This window comes from Cellulomonas sp. APG4, from assembly GCF_009996735.1.
In the GTDB taxonomy this organism is placed as follows: domain Bacteria; phylum Actinomycetota; class Actinomycetes; order Actinomycetales; family Cellulomonadaceae; genus Actinotalea.
In genome coordinates this window covers 15028-29058 of the sequence record NZ_JAACYI010000028.1, presented here as the reverse complement: position 1 = coordinate 29058, position 14031 = coordinate 15028, and the positions used below count along the sequence as shown (strand labels likewise).

Here is a 14031-nt window from a genome sequence, read left to right as displayed (position 1 = left end):
GTTCGTCTACCGTCTGGAGCGCCCGATGCCCTCGACCTTCCCCGCGACGCCTGCCGAGGCACCCGTCAGTGTTCCCCGGACCATCGGTCGGGTCTGGCTCGGTGCGACGCTCGCCTTCGCCGGGGTCAGCCATCTCACGTTCGCGCGCGAGGAGTTCCAGGCCCAGGTTCCGTCGTGGGTGCCTGTCGACCACGACCTCGTGGTGGTCGCCTCGGGTGTGGTCGAGGTCGCACTGGGACTCGCCCTCACACTCGCACCCCGTCGCCTGCGGCCGTGGGTCGGCGTGGTCGCGGCGCTCTTCTTCGTCGCGATCTTCCCCGGCAACGTCGCGCAGTACGTCGAGGGCAAGGACGGCTTTGGCCTCGACACCGACGCCAAGCGGCTCGCGCGCCTGCCGTTCCAGGCCGTGCTCGTCGCCTGGGCGCTGTGGTCGACCGGCGCCTGGGCCGCGTTCCGCGCCGCACGCACCCGGACGGACGCCCGATGACGGCGCCGGTCGCCCTCGACCACCCGGCGGCGCCCGTGGTGGGCCGTCCGTCACGCGACGGAGGGCAGTCCGACGCCGCCCGGCGCATCCTCGCCGCTGCGGGACCACGCTTCTACGCCGAGGGCATCCGCGCGGTCAGCGCCGACGTCGTCATGGCGGACGCCCACGTGACCAAGGCGACCTTCTACCGGCACTTCCCCACCAAGGACGACCTCGTGGTCGCCTACCTGACGACCGTCGCGGCCGCCGAGCGCGCGGCGGTTGCGGCCTGGCGCGAGCACCTCGCACCCGCCGAGGTGCTCACCACGTACGCCGACCAGCTCACCGCCCAGGCATGCGGCGACGGGTTCCGCGGCTGCCCGTTCCTCAACGCCGTGGCCGAGTACCCGGACCCGCACCACCCGGTCCGCCGTGTCGCCGACGAGCACCGGACCTGGCTGCGGACGACGGCAGCCGAGCTGCTCGCGGCGCTGGGCGTGCCGGACGCGGACCAGGCCGCCGTGCAGCTGGTGATGCTCCGGGACGGCGCGATGCTCGCCGGGACCGGCGTGGACGGCGTGACCCTGGCCCGCTCGCTGCTCGAGGCGGGACGCGCCGTCGTCGTGCGGAGCCTGCCGGGCCCGGTGGGCTGAGCCGCGGCCCGGGGGCGGTGGGGCCGCGGCCGGATCGGCCGTCGGATGCGTCAGTGCTGCGGGACGTAGCCGGTGCGGTCCTCGCCCGTGATCGGCCGGATCACCCGCGCGGGGTTGCCCGCGACGAGTGTCCCGGCGGGCACGTCGCGCGTGACGACGCTCCCCGCGCCGACGACGGCGCCGTCGCCGATGGTCACGCCCGGGAGCACGGTGACACCTCCGCCGATCCACACGCCGTCGCCGACGGTGATCGGCAGCGCGCGGCACGCACCGCCCATGCGCTCCGCGAGGTCGAGGGCGTGGTTCGAGGTGTACAGACCCACCTTCGGACCGAGCAGCACGTCATCGCCGATGGTGATGGGTGCGCCATCGAGCATGACGCAGTCGAAGTTCGCGTAGAACCGCGCGCCCAGGTGGATGTTGGTGCCGAACTCGCACCGGAACGTCGGCTCGAAGGTCGCCCCCTCGCCCACCGAGCCCAGCAGCTCGGCGAGCAGGCGCGCACGCTCCTCGGGCGGCCGCCCGTACGACGCGTTGTAGGCCGTCGTGGCGAGGACGGCGCGCTCGCGAGCGGCGATGAGCTCAGGCGTGAGGTCGTCGTACATCGCGCCCGTGGCCATGTGGGCGAGCTGCTCGGCGAGGCTGGTCATGACGGCGGGACCTCCGGGAGGCGGCAGGCGGGCGGGAGCAAGCATCCCGCACGGCCGCGCGACCGTGCCGGCCGACGACGACGTCGGGCACCCCGGTCGTGAGTACAGGCACTCGTGTACTGTCGATCGCGTGACGACGGCGACCCTCACACACACATCGGCGCTCGCGCGGCTAGGCCATGCGCTCTCCGACGAGACCCGCGCACGCATCCTGCTGTCCCTGCGCGAGGCACCGGCTTACCCGTCGGACCTCGCCGACGCCCTCGGCGTCTCGCGGCAGGTGATGTCGAACCAGCTCGCCTGCCTGCGCGGCTGCGGGCTTGTAGAGTCGATCCCCGACGGACGCCGCACCTGGTACCGGCTCTCCGACGCGCACCTCGCCCCTGCGCTGGGCGAGCTGCTCGCGCTCGTGCTCACCGTCGACCCGTCCTGCTGCACGGAAGGCTGCACCTGCGCATGAGCACCCCCGCCCCCACCCTGCCGCGCATAAGCGCGGAACGGCGCACGGTCCTCGAGCGCCGCATCCGCTGGGTCGTGGCCGCGACGATCAGCTACAACGCCGTCGAGGCCGTGGTCGCACTCACCGCCGGGCGCCTCGCGTCGTCGTCGGCCCTCATCGGCTTCGGTCTCGACTCGATCGTCGAGGTGCTCTCCGCCGCGGCGGTGGCCTGGCAGTTCGCGGGGCGCGACCCGCACCGCCGCGAGCGCACGGCGATGCGGGTGATCGCCGTGTCTTTCCTGGGTCTGGCCGCGTTCGTGACCTTCGACGCGATCCGCACGGTGCTGGGCGGCGCGGAGCCCGAGCACTCGACCGTCGGGATCGTGCTCGCGGCCGTGTCCCTCGCGGTCATGCCGGCGCTCTCGTGGTTCGAGCGGCGCACCGGTCGCGAGCTCGGCTCGGCGTCGGCGGTGGCCGACTCCAAGCAGACGCTGATCTGCTCCTACCTCTCGGCGGTGCTCCTCGTGGGGCTCGTCCTCAACAGTGCGCTCGGCTGGTGGTGGGCCGATCCTCTGGCCGCCGTCGTCATCGCGGGCTTCGCGGTGCGCGAGGGGCTCGAGGCGTGGCGCGGCGACGCGTGCTGCTCACCCGTGAGCGCACTGGTGCGGACGGACGAGGCCGGGGACGGCTGCGACGACGGCCGCTGCACGGACGGCTGCTGCGGCTGAACCGCGTCCGAGACGTCGGCAGCCGCATCCGCAGCGCTCGAGCCGACTCCCCGGCGGTGCGGTCACCGCGCCCCCGCCGCCGGCTCGCGGGTCGCTCGCACCCACGCGAGGAACTCCTCGACCGCGTCGGCGACGAGGCGCGCGCGCACCGAGGCGAACAGGTCGAAGGCATGCTGCGCGCCAGGCAGCACGGCCCGGACCACGGGGGCTCCCGAGTCCCCACGGAGCTGCGCCGCCCACGCCGCGGAGCCGCCCGGCGGTAGTGCGGTGTCGTTCGCGGCGTCCACGAGCATGAGCGGCGGGCTTGCGGGGCCGGCGAGGGAGGCCGGGTCGCTCGCAGGATCGGCGGAGCGTGGGCCCAGGTACCCGTAGAGCGACACGGCCGCCGCCACCGAGGTGTCGGCACGCTCGAATCCCCGTTGGAACCGCGGGTCGTCCGCGGTCAGCGCGGCCCCGATCGCGAGGTGCCCACCGGCCGACCCGCCGATCAGGTAGACCTCCGCGGGATCTGCCCCGTGCTCCGCGGCATGCGCACGCGCCCACGCGATCGCGCGCTTCGCGTCGACGAGGGGGTGCGGAAACGCTCCGCGCTCACGCAGGCGGTAGTCGACGCTGAGACAGAGCCAGCCCGCCGCCGCGAGCCCGCGGAGCAGCGCCACGCCCTCGCGACTCCGGCTACCCTGCACGAACCCGCCTTCGTGGAAGTGCAGCAGGATCGGGCGTCGCCCGACGACGCCCGGCGCGCGGTAGACGTCCAGGCGATGGGCCGGATCGGGCCCGTAGGGCACGCCGCGGATCCGCTCGACCCCCCGCCACCTCCGCTGGAACGGCAGGAGCACCCCCGCCAGCCACGCCCGGACGCGGCGGGACCGAAGGGCGAAGCCGAGGCCGAGCTCCTGCCGCCAACCCGCCCCGAGAGCGGACTCGAGCGCACCGTCCAGCGCGCCGGCGGCACGGAGCGCCCGCAGGTGGGCCCACACCAGCCCGCCCAGGACGAACGCCCACATCACCCACCAGACCGCCCCGAGGGCGCCGTCGGGCCGGTCGCTCGTGACCATCGTCGCCGCGAGCACAGCCGTCAGCAGCAGGGGCAGCTCGTTGGGCGCCATCGTCAGGACGTACGCGCCGAAGCCGAGGCGACGTCCCACGAGCCGCGGCCACAGCACGAGGGCCACGACGACGGTCCAGATCAGCGGGGTGACGATCGCGGACATGGAGCCCCCTCCCTGAGCGACGGATCCCGTTACACTACAGATGTAGTGAGCAAGGGTCGAGGAGGCACGGTGACACGCAGGGACGCGGTGCTCGACGCGGCGATCGAGGTGCTCGCGGACGGCGGGATGCGCCGCCTGACGCACCGCGCCGTCGACGAGCGTGCAGCACTGCCCGCCGGGGCGACGTCGAACGTGTGCCGCACGCGTGGCGCCCTGGTGAGCGGAGTGCTCGGCCGGATCGCGGAGCGGGAGCTCGCGCTCTGGGGTGCGGTCGTCACCGGCGCAGCCGAGCGCGGCGGGGTCGACAGCTTCGCTGACGCCCTGGCGACGCTCGTCGACCGCCTGGCCCGCGAGCACCCGGCGTTGACGAGGGCGCGGCAGGCCGTGGTTGCCGACCCGGAGGCCATGGCCGCGGCCCGCGACGCGCACGCAGGCGCCCTGGCCCGGATCCGCGCACGGCTCGTGGCCGAGCTTCGCACCCTCGGCCTGCCTGCCGCCGAGGCCGACCACTCGCTCGTGCTCGCGCTGCTCGACGGACTGCTCCTCGCGAGGGTCACTGCACCGGACGAGGGCCCTGACGTGCGTCGTGCGATTGCGAGCCTGCTGACCGGCCTCCGCGCCGGGCCGCCGTCCGCCGGCGCGTGACCCGGCGTGCGGAGAGTTCCTCACGCATGCCGTGAGGAACCTTCCACGGCTGGCGTCGCGCCGGCTCAGCCGCCCACGCCGACGTCGTTGTTCGGGGCGCCGTCGCCCTCGGGCAGGTCGCCGCGCTCGACGGGGGCGTCCGGCATCGGCGGGAGGTCGGCGAAGAGGGCGCTCAGCTCGCCCGGGCTCGGCACGCGCACGGACTCGGCCGCGCCGCGCAGCACCGCGGGCTCGACTCCCGTGGCCTCGAGGAGCACCTGCGCGCCGTCGTGCTCGACCGTGCAGCGGACCTCCTCCGCCGGTGCGTCCGGCAGCTCGGCGCACGGGACCGCCGTCGGATCGGCGACGCGGTCGCTCCCCAGCATCACCGAGCCGCCGCTCTCGGCGAGGTAGAGCGCGGACATGCCGTCGCTCCCCCACACGCCCACGGCCTGGGTGATCAGGTCGAACCCGTCGAGATCCACCACACGCACGAGCTCGGGCGCGATCCCCGTCCCCTCGACCCGCTCCGAGATCTCGGACGTGCTCGCGGGCGCCCCGCTCGCGCAGCCTGCGAGAACGAGCAGCAGACCGACGACGACGACGCTCCGGGCACGGGTCACGCCCGCAACCTAGCGCCGGTCGCGGCCCGCCGTCAGGCGATTGCGAGCACGGCCCGGATCTCGGCGTGCCGCAGCAGAAAGGCCCGCTCGTCGAGCCGCCGTCGGCGCATCCAGCCCGTCACCTCGGCGTTGCACTTGGACGCGTTGCACGAGCCGCACGCGGGCACCACGTTGTCCACGGTGTAGCGCCCACCGCGCGAGATCGGCAGCACGCAGTCCTTCTGCAGCGCCACGCCGTCGGCCCCGCAGTAGGCGCAGCCACCCCACGCCTCGCGCAGCGCGTCCCACTGCGCGTCGGCGAGGTCGTGCTCGACGAGCGCCATGCGCCGCCGACGACGGCGTGTGGCGCGCAGGCGGCGGGACGCGGTGGCCATGAGGTGAGCATAGGAACGCCGTCGGGCGACGCGACGCGGACCGCCGACGACGCGCCGGAACGGCTCGGCTACCGTCGCCGCTCATGACGGACACGGTGCGGAAGGCGTTCGAGGTCGCGCTGCAGGAGCGCCTGCGCGAGGCGCTCGCGGATCAGCCGCGCGTCGCGGTGGCCCGGAACGAGGTGCGGGTGCGTGCCGAGGCCGGACGCGCCGTCGTCGGGAGGCTCGCCCTCGACCACGTGACCGCAGCCCGCGGGTACGTGCTGATCGGCTGGGCGGCCGAGCCCGCCGAGCTCCGTGCGCTCCGGGAGGAGGTCCAGCCGCCGTACGGGTCTCGGCTGCTGACCGAGGCCGCGCTGGCGTTCACCACCTCGGGCGAGCGGTCGCGCGAGTTCGCCCCGACCGCGGGCGGCGCCGTCCTCGCACCCCGGACCGAGGCCGAGGTCGAGCCCACGTGCGACCGGGTGGTCGAGCGGATCACGGGCATCTTCCTGCCGCGCGTGCTCGACCTGGTCGATCTGCGGCCCGGCGTGGTCGACGGCGTGACCGCGAACCCCGACCACTACGCCTGGCCCGTGCTGACCGCCGTCGCGGCGATGCGCAAGCACGGCCTGAGCAGGGCCGACGTCGACGCCGAGCGCCTGCTGGGCCGCAAGGTCAGCCGCAACCGCGCGTTCGACGCCGGCCTGCTCGACTCCCTGCTCTGACGCCCGCCCCTGTCAAGCGGGCTCGACGGGCAGCCAGAGCTCGACGGTCGCGGTGCTGAAGTCGTCGGCGCGCTCGAGCACCGCGACGACCTCCGGCCCGGGGCGCAGCCGCCACGGGTTGGCCGGGAACCACTCGGTCGCCGTCGCCGCCCACACCTGCTGGAGGGTCTGCGGGTAGGGCCCCTCGGCGCGGAACACCGCCCACGCACCCGCCTCGACGGGCAGCACGTCCAGCTCTGCGGGCGGCTCGACGGCGTCCGTCACGGCCACGCCGTGCAGGTAGGTGAGCTCGGTGCCCTCGCGACGGTCCGGGTCGAGATCCGCGCTCACGGCGAGCAGGCCGCGCGGCTCGGTGTCGCCGAGCTCCTTGAGGCGCTGGTGCTGCTGGGGGTCCAGTGACGCGACGTGCGCCTGGATCGCGGGGTTGACGCCCGTGTGGACGAGCGGGACGCGGGCGGCGTGCCCGACGAGGCGGAACGCGGGGCGGGTGGCGAGTCGGACGTCCATGGGCAGTGCTCCTTCGACAGTCAGGCGGAACCTGAGAACGGGTTGGGTGCGGAAGGGACCGCCGTCCTGCCTGGCCCTGCCCGGGCTGACGCCGTGGACCGACGCGAACGCACGGCCGAACGCCTCGGCCGAGCCGTAGCCGTAGCGCACGGCGATCGCCAGCAGGTCGTCCCCGCCCGCGACCAGATCGGCCGCGGCCGTCGTCATGCGGCGCCGGCGCACGTACTCCGACACCGGCATGCCGGCGAGCGACGAGAACATGCGTCGCAGGTGGTACTCGCTGGTGCCGAGCGCCGCGGCGAGCCGCGCGACGTCGAGGTCGTCGGTGAGATCGGCCTCGACGAGGTCGACGAGCCGGTTGAGCCAGGTGATCACGGCACTCCCTTCCGCTCCCCAGGCTCGTGCCGCGGGGCGTCCGCGCGCCCGATCATCCTGGCCGCCTTCGATCAGGCGGCTCGCGGCTCCCCGTCCGCACGGCACGTACCATTCTTCGGGCCCGCGACTCCGCGCAGCCCTCCCCCACGCAGGACGGAACGGCGCATGAGCGCGCACACCACGACGCGGGCCGAGCAGACTGACGGCCCCCACGACGACGACGCGCGTCCGGGCGACCTCGCGGCGACCGCACCCGACGAGCCCGCGGTCGACCAGGCGGACTTCGCGACGTTCCTGCGGGTCATGGACCAGGTCGCCCTCCTGCCCCAGACGCACCCGCAGCACGCGGCCGCGCGTCGGGCGTCGTCGGCGCTCTTCAAGGCGGCCAAGAAGCACCGCCGCGACGAGAAGCGGCGCGCGATCGCCGAGGCCGACGCCGCCGTCATCGCCGCGACCGCCACGGGCAGCCCTGGCCGGATCGACGACGAGACCAACGGGATCCCGCTCACGTCGTCGGCCACGGGCGCGACCGCGGGGACCCTGCTGCGTGCGCGCCCCTGCTACGTGTGCAAGCAGGACTACACGGTGGTCGACGCGTTCTACCACCAGCTCTGCCCCACCTGCGCGGCGCTGCACCACGCCAAGCGCAACGCGCGCACGGACCTCACCGGACGCCGCGCACTGCTCACCGGTGGGCGCGCCAAGATCGGCATGTACATCGCGCTGCGGCTGCTGCGCGACGGCGCGGACCTCACGATCACCACACGCTTCCCGCGCGACGCCGTCCGGCGCTTCGGCGCGATGGAGGACTCTGGCGACTGGATGGACCGGCTGCACGTCGTCGGGATCGACCTGCGCGACCCGGCGCAGGTGGTCTCGCTCGCCGACCACGTCGCGGCGCAGGGGCCGCTCGACGTGCTGATCAACAACGCGGCCCAGACGGTTCGGCGGTCGCCGCGCGCGTACACGCAGCTGGTCGAGGCCGAGCAGGCGCCGCTCGACGCCGAGGGCGCACGGATGATCACGACGTTCGGGCACACGAGCGACGCGCACCCGCGAGCGCTCGCCGGCTCGGTGAGCGAGCTGTCGAGCCCCGCGCTCGCGATCGAGCGGGCCGCGCGGGCCGCCGCGGAGGACCTCGTCGCGCAGTCGCTGACGGCCGAGGCCGCGAGCCTCGAGCGTCTGGTCGCCGGGACCTCGATCGACGCGGGCGGGCTGATCCCGGACGTCGCCGCGACCAACAGCTGGGTCGCGACCGTGGACCAGGTGGACCCGATGGAGCTGCTCGAGGTGCAGCTGTGCAACCAGACGGCGCCGTTCATCCTGATCAGCCGCCTGCGCCCGGCGCTCGCGGCGTCAGCGGCTCGGCGCACGTACATCGTGAACGTCTCCGCGATGGAGGGTGTCTTCTCGCGCGGCTACAAGGGCCCCGGCCACCCGCACACCAACATGAGCAAGGCCGCCCTCAACATGCTCACGCGCACCAGCGCGGCCGAGATGCTGACTGACGGCATCCTCATGACCGCCGTCGACACCGGCTGGATCACCGACGAGCGCCCGCACCCCACCAAGGTGCGCCTCGCCGAGGAGGGCTTCCACGCCCCGCTCGACCTGGTCGACGGCGCCGCCCGCGTCTACGACCCGATCGTGCGCGGCGAGGCCGGCGAGGACCTCCACGGCTGCTTCCTCAAGGACTACGCCCGCGCCCCCTGGTGACCCCGGCGCCTGGCGGCCCGCCCTACCTCACCACCCCCCCACCCGCCGAGGCCGTACATGCACGGCGAGGCCGTACATGCGCATGTACGGCCTGGGTGCAGATGTACGGCGTGGCGGCAGGAGGGCCGTCAGAGGCGGGCCGGTAGCGCGCCTGGGGCTGTGGATGACGGGAGGGCGAGGGGTCGGCTGAGGCACGGTGGGGCGGTGGGACGACGACCAGGGGTGCGCATCGGACCCCCGATTGCGCCGCCGCCCGTCCACCTCGCGCGCGATCACGAGCGGAGCGTCGTCGCAGCCCTGGTGCGGGACGGGACCTGGCAGCGCGTTCGACCGGGCGCCTACGTCGACGCCGCGCTCCTGGGCGGACCCGACGACGCCCGGACTCTGGCACTCGCACGGATGAGCGCGCTCCGACGGCAGCTGACCTGCGACGCCGTCGTCAGTCACACGTCAGCCGCGCTGCTCTGGGGACTGCCGGTGCTTCGCGCGCCGACGACCACCCACATCACGCAGCGCTACTCCTCGCGGGCGGGCGGCCCCGCCGACCTGACGCGCCATCGCCCAGCGGTCGGCGACGACGACGTCGTCGCGTTGCACGGGCTGCGCGTGACGAGCCTCGAACGCACGGTGGTCGACTGCGCCCGCACCGAGAGCATCCGCGGGGGCGTCGTGGTCGCCGATGCGGCACTCCACCGCGGCGCCGACGTGCTGCGTTGCCACGACCTCCTGACCGGGATGGCCGGCCGGCGCGGCGTGGTCCGCGCGCGGACCGTCCTCGACCTGGCCGACGACGGCGCCGAGTCGGCGGGCGAGAGCCTCGCCCGCGTCGCGCTGCTGGCCGCCGGAGCACCCCCACCGCAGACCCAGGTGGCGGCGCCCACCCACCTCGGCACGTACTGGGCCGACGTCGGGTGGCCGGAAGCGTGCGTGCTCGCCGAGTACGACGGGCGGGGCAAGTACGCAGGAACTCCGGATGCCGTCCTGCGCGAGAAGCGGCGGGAGGACGCCCTTTTCGACGCCGGGTGGCGCCTCCTCCGCCTGGTCGCCGAGGACCTCCGCGATCCCGCGACGCTCACCCGTCGCCTCCGCCGACTCTTCCCGGCCCTGACACCTCGTCCTGCCCTGCTCCGGTAACGCGCCGCCCCACCCCGGACGTACATCGGCAGCGACGACGTACATGTGGATGTACGCCCCCGCTGCAGATGTACGGCGTCGGCGCCGGGGCGCCGCCGGGGTGGGGGCGGGGCGTCGGCGCCGGGGTGGGGGCGGGGCGCCGCCCGCCCGGGGTCAGCTGGCCAGGAAGGTCAGGAGCGCCTCGTTGACCTCTGCCGTGTGGGTGGTGAGGAGGCCGTGGGGTGCGCCCTCGATCTCGACGTAGGTGGCCGCTGGGAGCGCCTTGGTGAACAGGCGGGCGGTGGCGTCGACCGGGAGGATCCGGTCGCCCGTGCCGTGCAGGATCAGCGCGGGCACGTCGACCTTGGGGATGTCGGCGCGGAAGTCCGTGCCCCACGTGAGCGGTGCCGCCGCCGAGGCGACCGAGCCCGAGCCCGCCGCGACGTCCCACGCGTGCCGCACCTGCTCCTCGCTGATGCGCGTGCCGAGGTTCTCGTCGAGGTTGAAGAAGTCGTCGTAGAAGGCGGTGAAGTAGGCGTACCTGTCGGCGCGCACCTTCGCCGCGACCTCCTCGAAGAACGACGCCGGCACGGCGCCGTCGGGGTTGTCGTCGGTCTGCGTCAGGAACGGCTCGAGCGAGGCGAGGAACGCGGCCTTCGCGACGCGTGCCGAGCCGTAGGTGCCGAGGTACCGCGCGACCTCGCCCGTGCCCATCGAGAAGCCGACGAGGACGACGTCGTGCAGGTCGAGGGTCTCGAGGACCGTGTTCAGGTCTGCCGCGAAGGTGTCGTAGTCGTAGCCGATCGACGGCTGGCTCGACTGGCCGAAGCCGCGGCGGTCGTAGGTGATGACCCGGTAGCCGGCGTCGAGCAGCGCCGCCGTCTGGCCCTCCCAGGAGTTCCCGTCGAGCGGGAAGCCGTGGATCAGCACGACCGGCTGGCCCGTGCCCTTGTCCTCGTAGTGCAGCTCGATGTCGACCGAGTTCTCCGTACCGACGGTGATGCGTCCCATGATGAGCCCCTCGCGATCGTGGGAGAACGATCGTTCTCCGCTGATGTCCGCTACAGTAGAGAACGATCGTTCTCGGCGCAAGGGCCGAGAGATGACCGGCCGACGACGGCGCGGTGAAAGGTGGGTGGACCATGGCGGGCACGCGAGGGCGCGACGTCACGGACGAGGTGCCACGGACCGGGCGGGCGGGGACCGGGCAGGCGGGGTCTGGGACGACGAGCGCTCGGCGAGCGCGGACCGGGACGACGAGCACTCGGCGGGCGAGCACCGCGGCGACGCAGGTCGAGGTGCGCGAGCGGATCGTCGCCGCGGCCGACGCGCTCTACTACGCACGCGGCATCCAGGCCGTGGGCATGGACGAGGTGCGCACCGCTGCCGGGGTCTCGCTCAAGCGCCTCTACGCCGAGTTCCCCGGCAAGGAGCAGCTGGTGCTCGCCGTGCTCGAGTCGCGCCACCACCAGTGGGAGGACGGCCTCGGGCGCGCGGCCGCGGGGGTCGAGGACCCGCGCACCCGCCTGCTCGCGATCTTCGACTTCCTCGAGGAGTGGTTCACCGACGAGACGTTCCGGGGCTGCGGGTTCATCAACGCGTTCGGCGAGCTGGGCGCCACGTCACCCGCCGTCGCCGCGGCGGCACGCGAGCACAAGCAGACCTTCCAGGACCACGTGGCACGCCTCACGCGCGACGCCGGGGGCGACGAGACGCTCGGCGCCCAGCTCGCCCTGCTCGCCGAGGGTGCGCAGACGACGGCGGCCATCGCCGGCCGCGCGGATGCGGCGCGGCAGGCCCGACGAGCCGCCGAGGTGCTGATCGACGCAGCCCTGGGCGCGCGCTGACCCCACCCGCCCCACGGCGCGCGGTCTCACCCACCCTCGGCGCGCGGTCTCGCCCACTCCTCGGCCGGTGAGCCGCACACCTGCGCCGCGCCCATGCCTCGGCCGGCGAGGCCGCACATCTGCGGCGACGGCGTACATGCGCATGTACGGTCGCGATGCAGATGTACGCCCTCGGCGTGGCGACCGACCCGCCGCCACCCCACCGCACCACCCGGAGCGCACCCATGCCGACCACCGTCACCGCCTACGCCGCCACCGCCGCCGACCAGCCGCTCGAGCGCACCACGATCGAGCGCCGCGACGTGGGACCCCACGACGTGCGGATCGAGATCGCGTACGCCGGCATCTGCCACTCCGACATCCACACGGCCCGCAGCGAGTGGGGGCCGGCGCCGTACCCGCTCGTCGTCGGGCACGAGATCGCTGGCGTGGTCGCGGAGGTCGGGTCGCAGGTGACCAAGCACGCCGTCGGCGACCGCGTGGGCGTGGGCTGCATGGTCGACTCGTGCCGCGAGTGCGCGCAGTGCGAGCGCGGGCTCGAGCAGTACTGCCTCGCGGGCAACACCGGCACCTACGCGGCCATCGACCGCGACGGCACCGTGACGCAGGGCGGGTACGCGCAGCAGGTCGTGGTCACCGAGGACTTCGTGGTGCGCATCCCGGACGGCCTCGCGCTCGACGTCGCGGCGCCGCTGCTCTGCGCGGGGATCACCACCTACTCGCCGCTGCGGCACTGGAAGGCCGGGCCCGGCATGAAGGTCGCCGTCGTCGGCATGGGCGGGCTGGGCCACATGGGGGTCAAGCTCGCGCACGCGATGGGTGCCGAGGTGACCGTGCTGTCGCAGTCGCTCAAGAAGCAGGAGGACGGCCTGCGCCTGGGCGCCGACCACTACTACGCGACGAGCGACCCGACCACGTTCGAGCACCTCGCGGGCAGCTTCGACCTGATCCTCAACACGGTGAGCGCGCAGTTCGACATGAACGCCTACCTGTCGCTGCTCGCCGTCGACGGCACGATGGTGCTCGTGGGCGCGCCGCCCAAGGCGCTGCCCGTCCAGGCCTTCTCCCTGATCCCGGCGCGCCGCACCCTGGCAGGGTCGACGATCGGCTCGATCGGCGAGACCCAGGAGATGCTCGACTTCTGCGCCGAGCACGGCATCGGTGCAGAGATCGAGGTGATCGACGCGGCTCAGGTCAACGAGGCCTGGGAGCGCGTGCTGGCCTCCGACGTCCGCTACCGGTTCGTGATCGACACCTCGACGCTCGCCTGAGGACGCGCACGGGTCCGGCTCAGCGCGGCCCGCTCGTGGACGCTGCGGCGCCCGACGGCGTGCGCTCGGCCCGGTCGCGGATGCCGCGCAGCATGCGCTCGGTCATCACGAAGCTGACCCACGAGACGGGCTCGACCATCCGGCCGGCCCAGGAGGTGCGGTACACGTAGCGCTCGCGCACCACGAGGCGGGACGCGACGCCGTCGTCGGCGGGCTCGACCACGAACGCCCAGGTGAAGTCGAAGGGCATCGGGCCGTCGTCGTCCACGGGGGCCCCGCCGTAGAGAACGAGAGCACGCGCGGGCTCGAGCACGGCGACCTTGAGCGCGAACTCGGGCGCGAGACGTACCTCGTCACCCACCTCGAGGCGCTGCCACTCCTCGACCACGGCGTCGGCACTGTGGATGTCGCAACCGACGAGGTTCTCGAGGGCGTCGTAGGAGTAGAAGCCGCCGCGCCCCTGTCCGAGCTGCACGAGCCACGGCCACACCCGCGCGGGCGGGGCGTCGATGCCCACCGCGCGCGTCGCGACGAGGTCGGCGTCCGGCGTGAGCTCGTCCCCGGGCAGGACGGCGGCGCGCTCGGCCTCGGTGCTGCCGTACGCGAGCTGTGCGGTGCGGCCGGCGCGGTAGGCGACGACGGCGCCGACGGCGGCCAGGGCGAGGGGGACAGCGCGGCGGAGGATTCCCATGGCCTCCACACAACGCCGTCGTCGGGGCACGCA

The 14031-nt window shown here is 74.0% G+C and carries 16 protein-coding genes and 2 pseudogenes; 10 read left to right on the top strand and 8 right to left on the bottom strand.

Annotation, left to right across the window (positions count from 1 at the left end; genetic code table 11):
- Positions 1–25 precede the first annotated feature (25 nt).
- Both GXB85_RS16100 and GXB85_RS16095 read left to right on the top strand, forming a co-directional pair.
- Positions 26–487: a DoxX family membrane protein gene (locus GXB85_RS16100; protein ID WP_161918681.1), complete on the top strand. Its 462-nt coding sequence runs from the start codon at positions 26–28 to the stop codon at positions 485–487.
- A complete protein-coding gene (locus GXB85_RS16095) occupies positions 484–1119 on the top strand; it encodes a TetR/AcrR family transcriptional regulator (RefSeq protein ID WP_161918680.1) in 636 nt (211 codons plus the stop codon). Before GXB85_RS16100 ends, GXB85_RS16095 begins: the two co-directional genes overlap by 4 nt.
- A gap of 92 nt (positions 1120–1211) precedes the next feature.
- On the opposite strand, the pseudogene GXB85_RS19005 reads toward GXB85_RS16095, so the two are convergent.
- A pseudogene (locus GXB85_RS19005) lies at positions 1212–1364 on the bottom strand (DapH/DapD/GlmU-related protein); the annotation flags it as partial.
- Positions 1365–1598: 234 nt separating this feature from the next.
- A pseudogene (locus tag GXB85_RS19000) lies at positions 1599–1739 on the bottom strand (maltose acetyltransferase domain-containing protein); the annotation flags it as partial.
- Between the two features lie 160 nt (positions 1740–1899).
- Between GXB85_RS19000 and GXB85_RS16085 the strand changes: the two are divergent.
- A complete protein-coding gene (locus GXB85_RS16085) occupies positions 1900–2229 on the top strand; it encodes a metalloregulator ArsR/SmtB family transcription factor (protein WP_161918678.1) in 330 nt (109 codons plus the stop codon).
- A complete protein-coding gene (locus GXB85_RS16080; protein ID WP_161918677.1) occupies positions 2226–2936 on the top strand; it encodes a cation diffusion facilitator family transporter in 711 nt (236 codons plus the stop codon). Before GXB85_RS16085 ends, GXB85_RS16080 begins: the two co-directional genes overlap by 4 nt.
- Positions 2937–2998: 62 nt before the next feature.
- On the opposite strand, the gene GXB85_RS16075 is transcribed toward GXB85_RS16080, so the two are convergent.
- Positions 2999–4150: an alpha/beta hydrolase gene (locus GXB85_RS16075; RefSeq protein WP_161918676.1), complete on the bottom strand. Its 1152-nt coding sequence runs from the start codon at positions 4148–4150 to the stop codon at positions 2999–3001.
- A 69-nt stretch (positions 4151–4219) separates the two neighbouring features.
- On the opposite strand from GXB85_RS16075, the gene GXB85_RS16070 reads away from it, so the two are divergent.
- A complete protein-coding gene (locus GXB85_RS16070; RefSeq protein WP_161918675.1) occupies positions 4220–4795 on the top strand; it encodes a TetR/AcrR family transcriptional regulator in 576 nt (191 codons plus the stop codon).
- A gap of 65 nt (positions 4796–4860) precedes the next feature.
- Here GXB85_RS16070 and GXB85_RS16065 read toward each other — a convergent pair whose 3' ends face one another.
- Entirely contained in the window at positions 4861–5397 is a 537-nt protein-coding gene (locus GXB85_RS16065) for a hypothetical protein (RefSeq protein ID WP_161918674.1), read from the bottom strand.
- Positions 5398–5429: 32 nt separating this feature from the next.
- Positions 5430–5771 (bottom strand): HNH endonuclease, encoded by a 342-nt coding sequence (locus tag GXB85_RS16060; RefSeq protein ID WP_161918673.1) that lies wholly within the window; start codon positions 5769–5771, stop codon positions 5430–5432.
- 83 nt (positions 5772–5854) lie between these two features.
- Between GXB85_RS16060 and GXB85_RS16055 the strand changes: the two genes are divergently transcribed.
- Entirely contained in the window at positions 5855–6478 is a 624-nt protein-coding gene (locus tag GXB85_RS16055) for a hypothetical protein (protein ID WP_161918672.1), read from the top strand.
- Between the two features lie 12 nt (positions 6479–6490).
- On the opposite strand, the gene GXB85_RS16050 is transcribed toward GXB85_RS16055, so the two are convergent.
- Positions 6491–7360: an AraC family transcriptional regulator gene (locus GXB85_RS16050; RefSeq protein ID WP_161918671.1), complete on the bottom strand. Its 870-nt coding sequence runs from the start codon at positions 7358–7360 to the stop codon at positions 6491–6493.
- A gap of 165 nt (positions 7361–7525) precedes the next feature.
- Here GXB85_RS16050 and GXB85_RS16045 point away from each other — a divergent pair, with 165 nt between their 5' ends.
- Together GXB85_RS16045 and GXB85_RS16040 are read left to right on the top strand one after the other, a co-directional pair.
- Positions 7526–9076 (top strand): SDR family NAD(P)-dependent oxidoreductase, encoded by a 1551-nt coding sequence (locus GXB85_RS16045; RefSeq protein WP_237728344.1) that lies wholly within the window; start codon positions 7526–7528, stop codon positions 9074–9076.
- A 204-nt stretch (positions 9077–9280) separates the two neighbouring features.
- The gene (locus GXB85_RS16040; RefSeq protein ID WP_161918670.1) at positions 9281–10210 is read left to right on the top strand and encodes a hypothetical protein; all 930 of its coding nucleotides are present in this window, start codon (positions 9281–9283) and stop codon (positions 10208–10210) included.
- Between the two features lie 153 nt (positions 10211–10363).
- Here GXB85_RS16040 and GXB85_RS16035 read toward each other — a convergent pair whose 3' ends face one another.
- Positions 10364–11200 (bottom strand): alpha/beta fold hydrolase, encoded by an 837-nt coding sequence (locus GXB85_RS16035; RefSeq protein WP_161918669.1) that lies wholly within the window; start codon positions 11198–11200, stop codon positions 10364–10366.
- A gap of 131 nt (positions 11201–11331) precedes the next feature.
- Here GXB85_RS16035 and GXB85_RS16030 point away from each other — a divergent pair, with 131 nt between their 5' ends.
- Complete coding sequence (locus GXB85_RS16030) at positions 11332–12036, top strand: TetR/AcrR family transcriptional regulator (RefSeq protein WP_161918668.1); 705 nt, start codon at positions 11332–11334, stop codon at positions 12034–12036.
- A gap of 224 nt (positions 12037–12260) precedes the next feature.
- Complete coding sequence (locus GXB85_RS16025; RefSeq protein ID WP_161918694.1) at positions 12261–13307, top strand: NAD(P)-dependent alcohol dehydrogenase; 1047 nt, start codon at positions 12261–12263, stop codon at positions 13305–13307.
- Between the two features lie 19 nt (positions 13308–13326).
- On the opposite strand, the gene GXB85_RS16020 is transcribed toward GXB85_RS16025, so the two are convergent.
- The gene (locus tag GXB85_RS16020; RefSeq protein ID WP_161918667.1) at positions 13327–13998 is read right to left on the bottom strand and encodes an SRPBCC family protein; all 672 of its coding nucleotides are present in this window, start codon (positions 13996–13998) and stop codon (positions 13327–13329) included.
- Positions 13999–14031 lie beyond the last annotated feature (33 nt).

Bases quoted from the DNA above. Each gene is read 5' to 3' on its own strand.
- GXB85_RS16075 (WP_161918676.1), bottom strand. From the start codon at position 4,150: ATGTCCGCGATCGTCACCCCGCTGATCTGGACCGTCGTCGTGGCCCTC.
- GXB85_RS16030 (WP_161918668.1), top strand. From the start codon at position 11,332: ATGGCGGGCACGCGAGGGCGCGACGTCACGGACGAGGTGCCACGGACC.
- GXB85_RS16045 (WP_237728344.1), top strand. From the start codon at position 7,526: ATGAGCGCGCACACCACGACGCGGGCCGAGCAGACTGACGGCCCCCAC.
- GXB85_RS16055 (WP_161918672.1), top strand. From the start codon at position 5,855: ATGACGGACACGGTGCGGAAGGCGTTCGAGGTCGCGCTGCAGGAGCGC.
- GXB85_RS16035 (WP_161918669.1), bottom strand. From the start codon at position 11,200: ATGGGACGCATCACCGTCGGTACGGAGAACTCGGTCGACATCGAGCTG.
- GXB85_RS16025 (WP_161918694.1), top strand. From the start codon at position 12,261: ATGCCGACCACCGTCACCGCCTACGCCGCCACCGCCGCCGACCAGCCG.
- GXB85_RS16060 (WP_161918673.1), bottom strand. From the start codon at position 5,771: ATGGCCACCGCGTCCCGCCGCCTGCGCGCCACACGCCGTCGTCGGCGG.
- GXB85_RS16080 (WP_161918677.1), top strand. From the start codon at position 2,226: ATGAGCACCCCCGCCCCCACCCTGCCGCGCATAAGCGCGGAACGGCGC.
- GXB85_RS16020 (WP_161918667.1), bottom strand. From the start codon at position 13,998: ATGGGAATCCTCCGCCGCGCTGTCCCCCTCGCCCTGGCCGCCGTCGGC.
- GXB85_RS16100 (WP_161918681.1), top strand. From the start codon at position 26: ATGCCCTCGACCTTCCCCGCGACGCCTGCCGAGGCACCCGTCAGTGTT.
- GXB85_RS16095 (WP_161918680.1), top strand. From the start codon at position 484: ATGACGGCGCCGGTCGCCCTCGACCACCCGGCGGCGCCCGTGGTGGGC.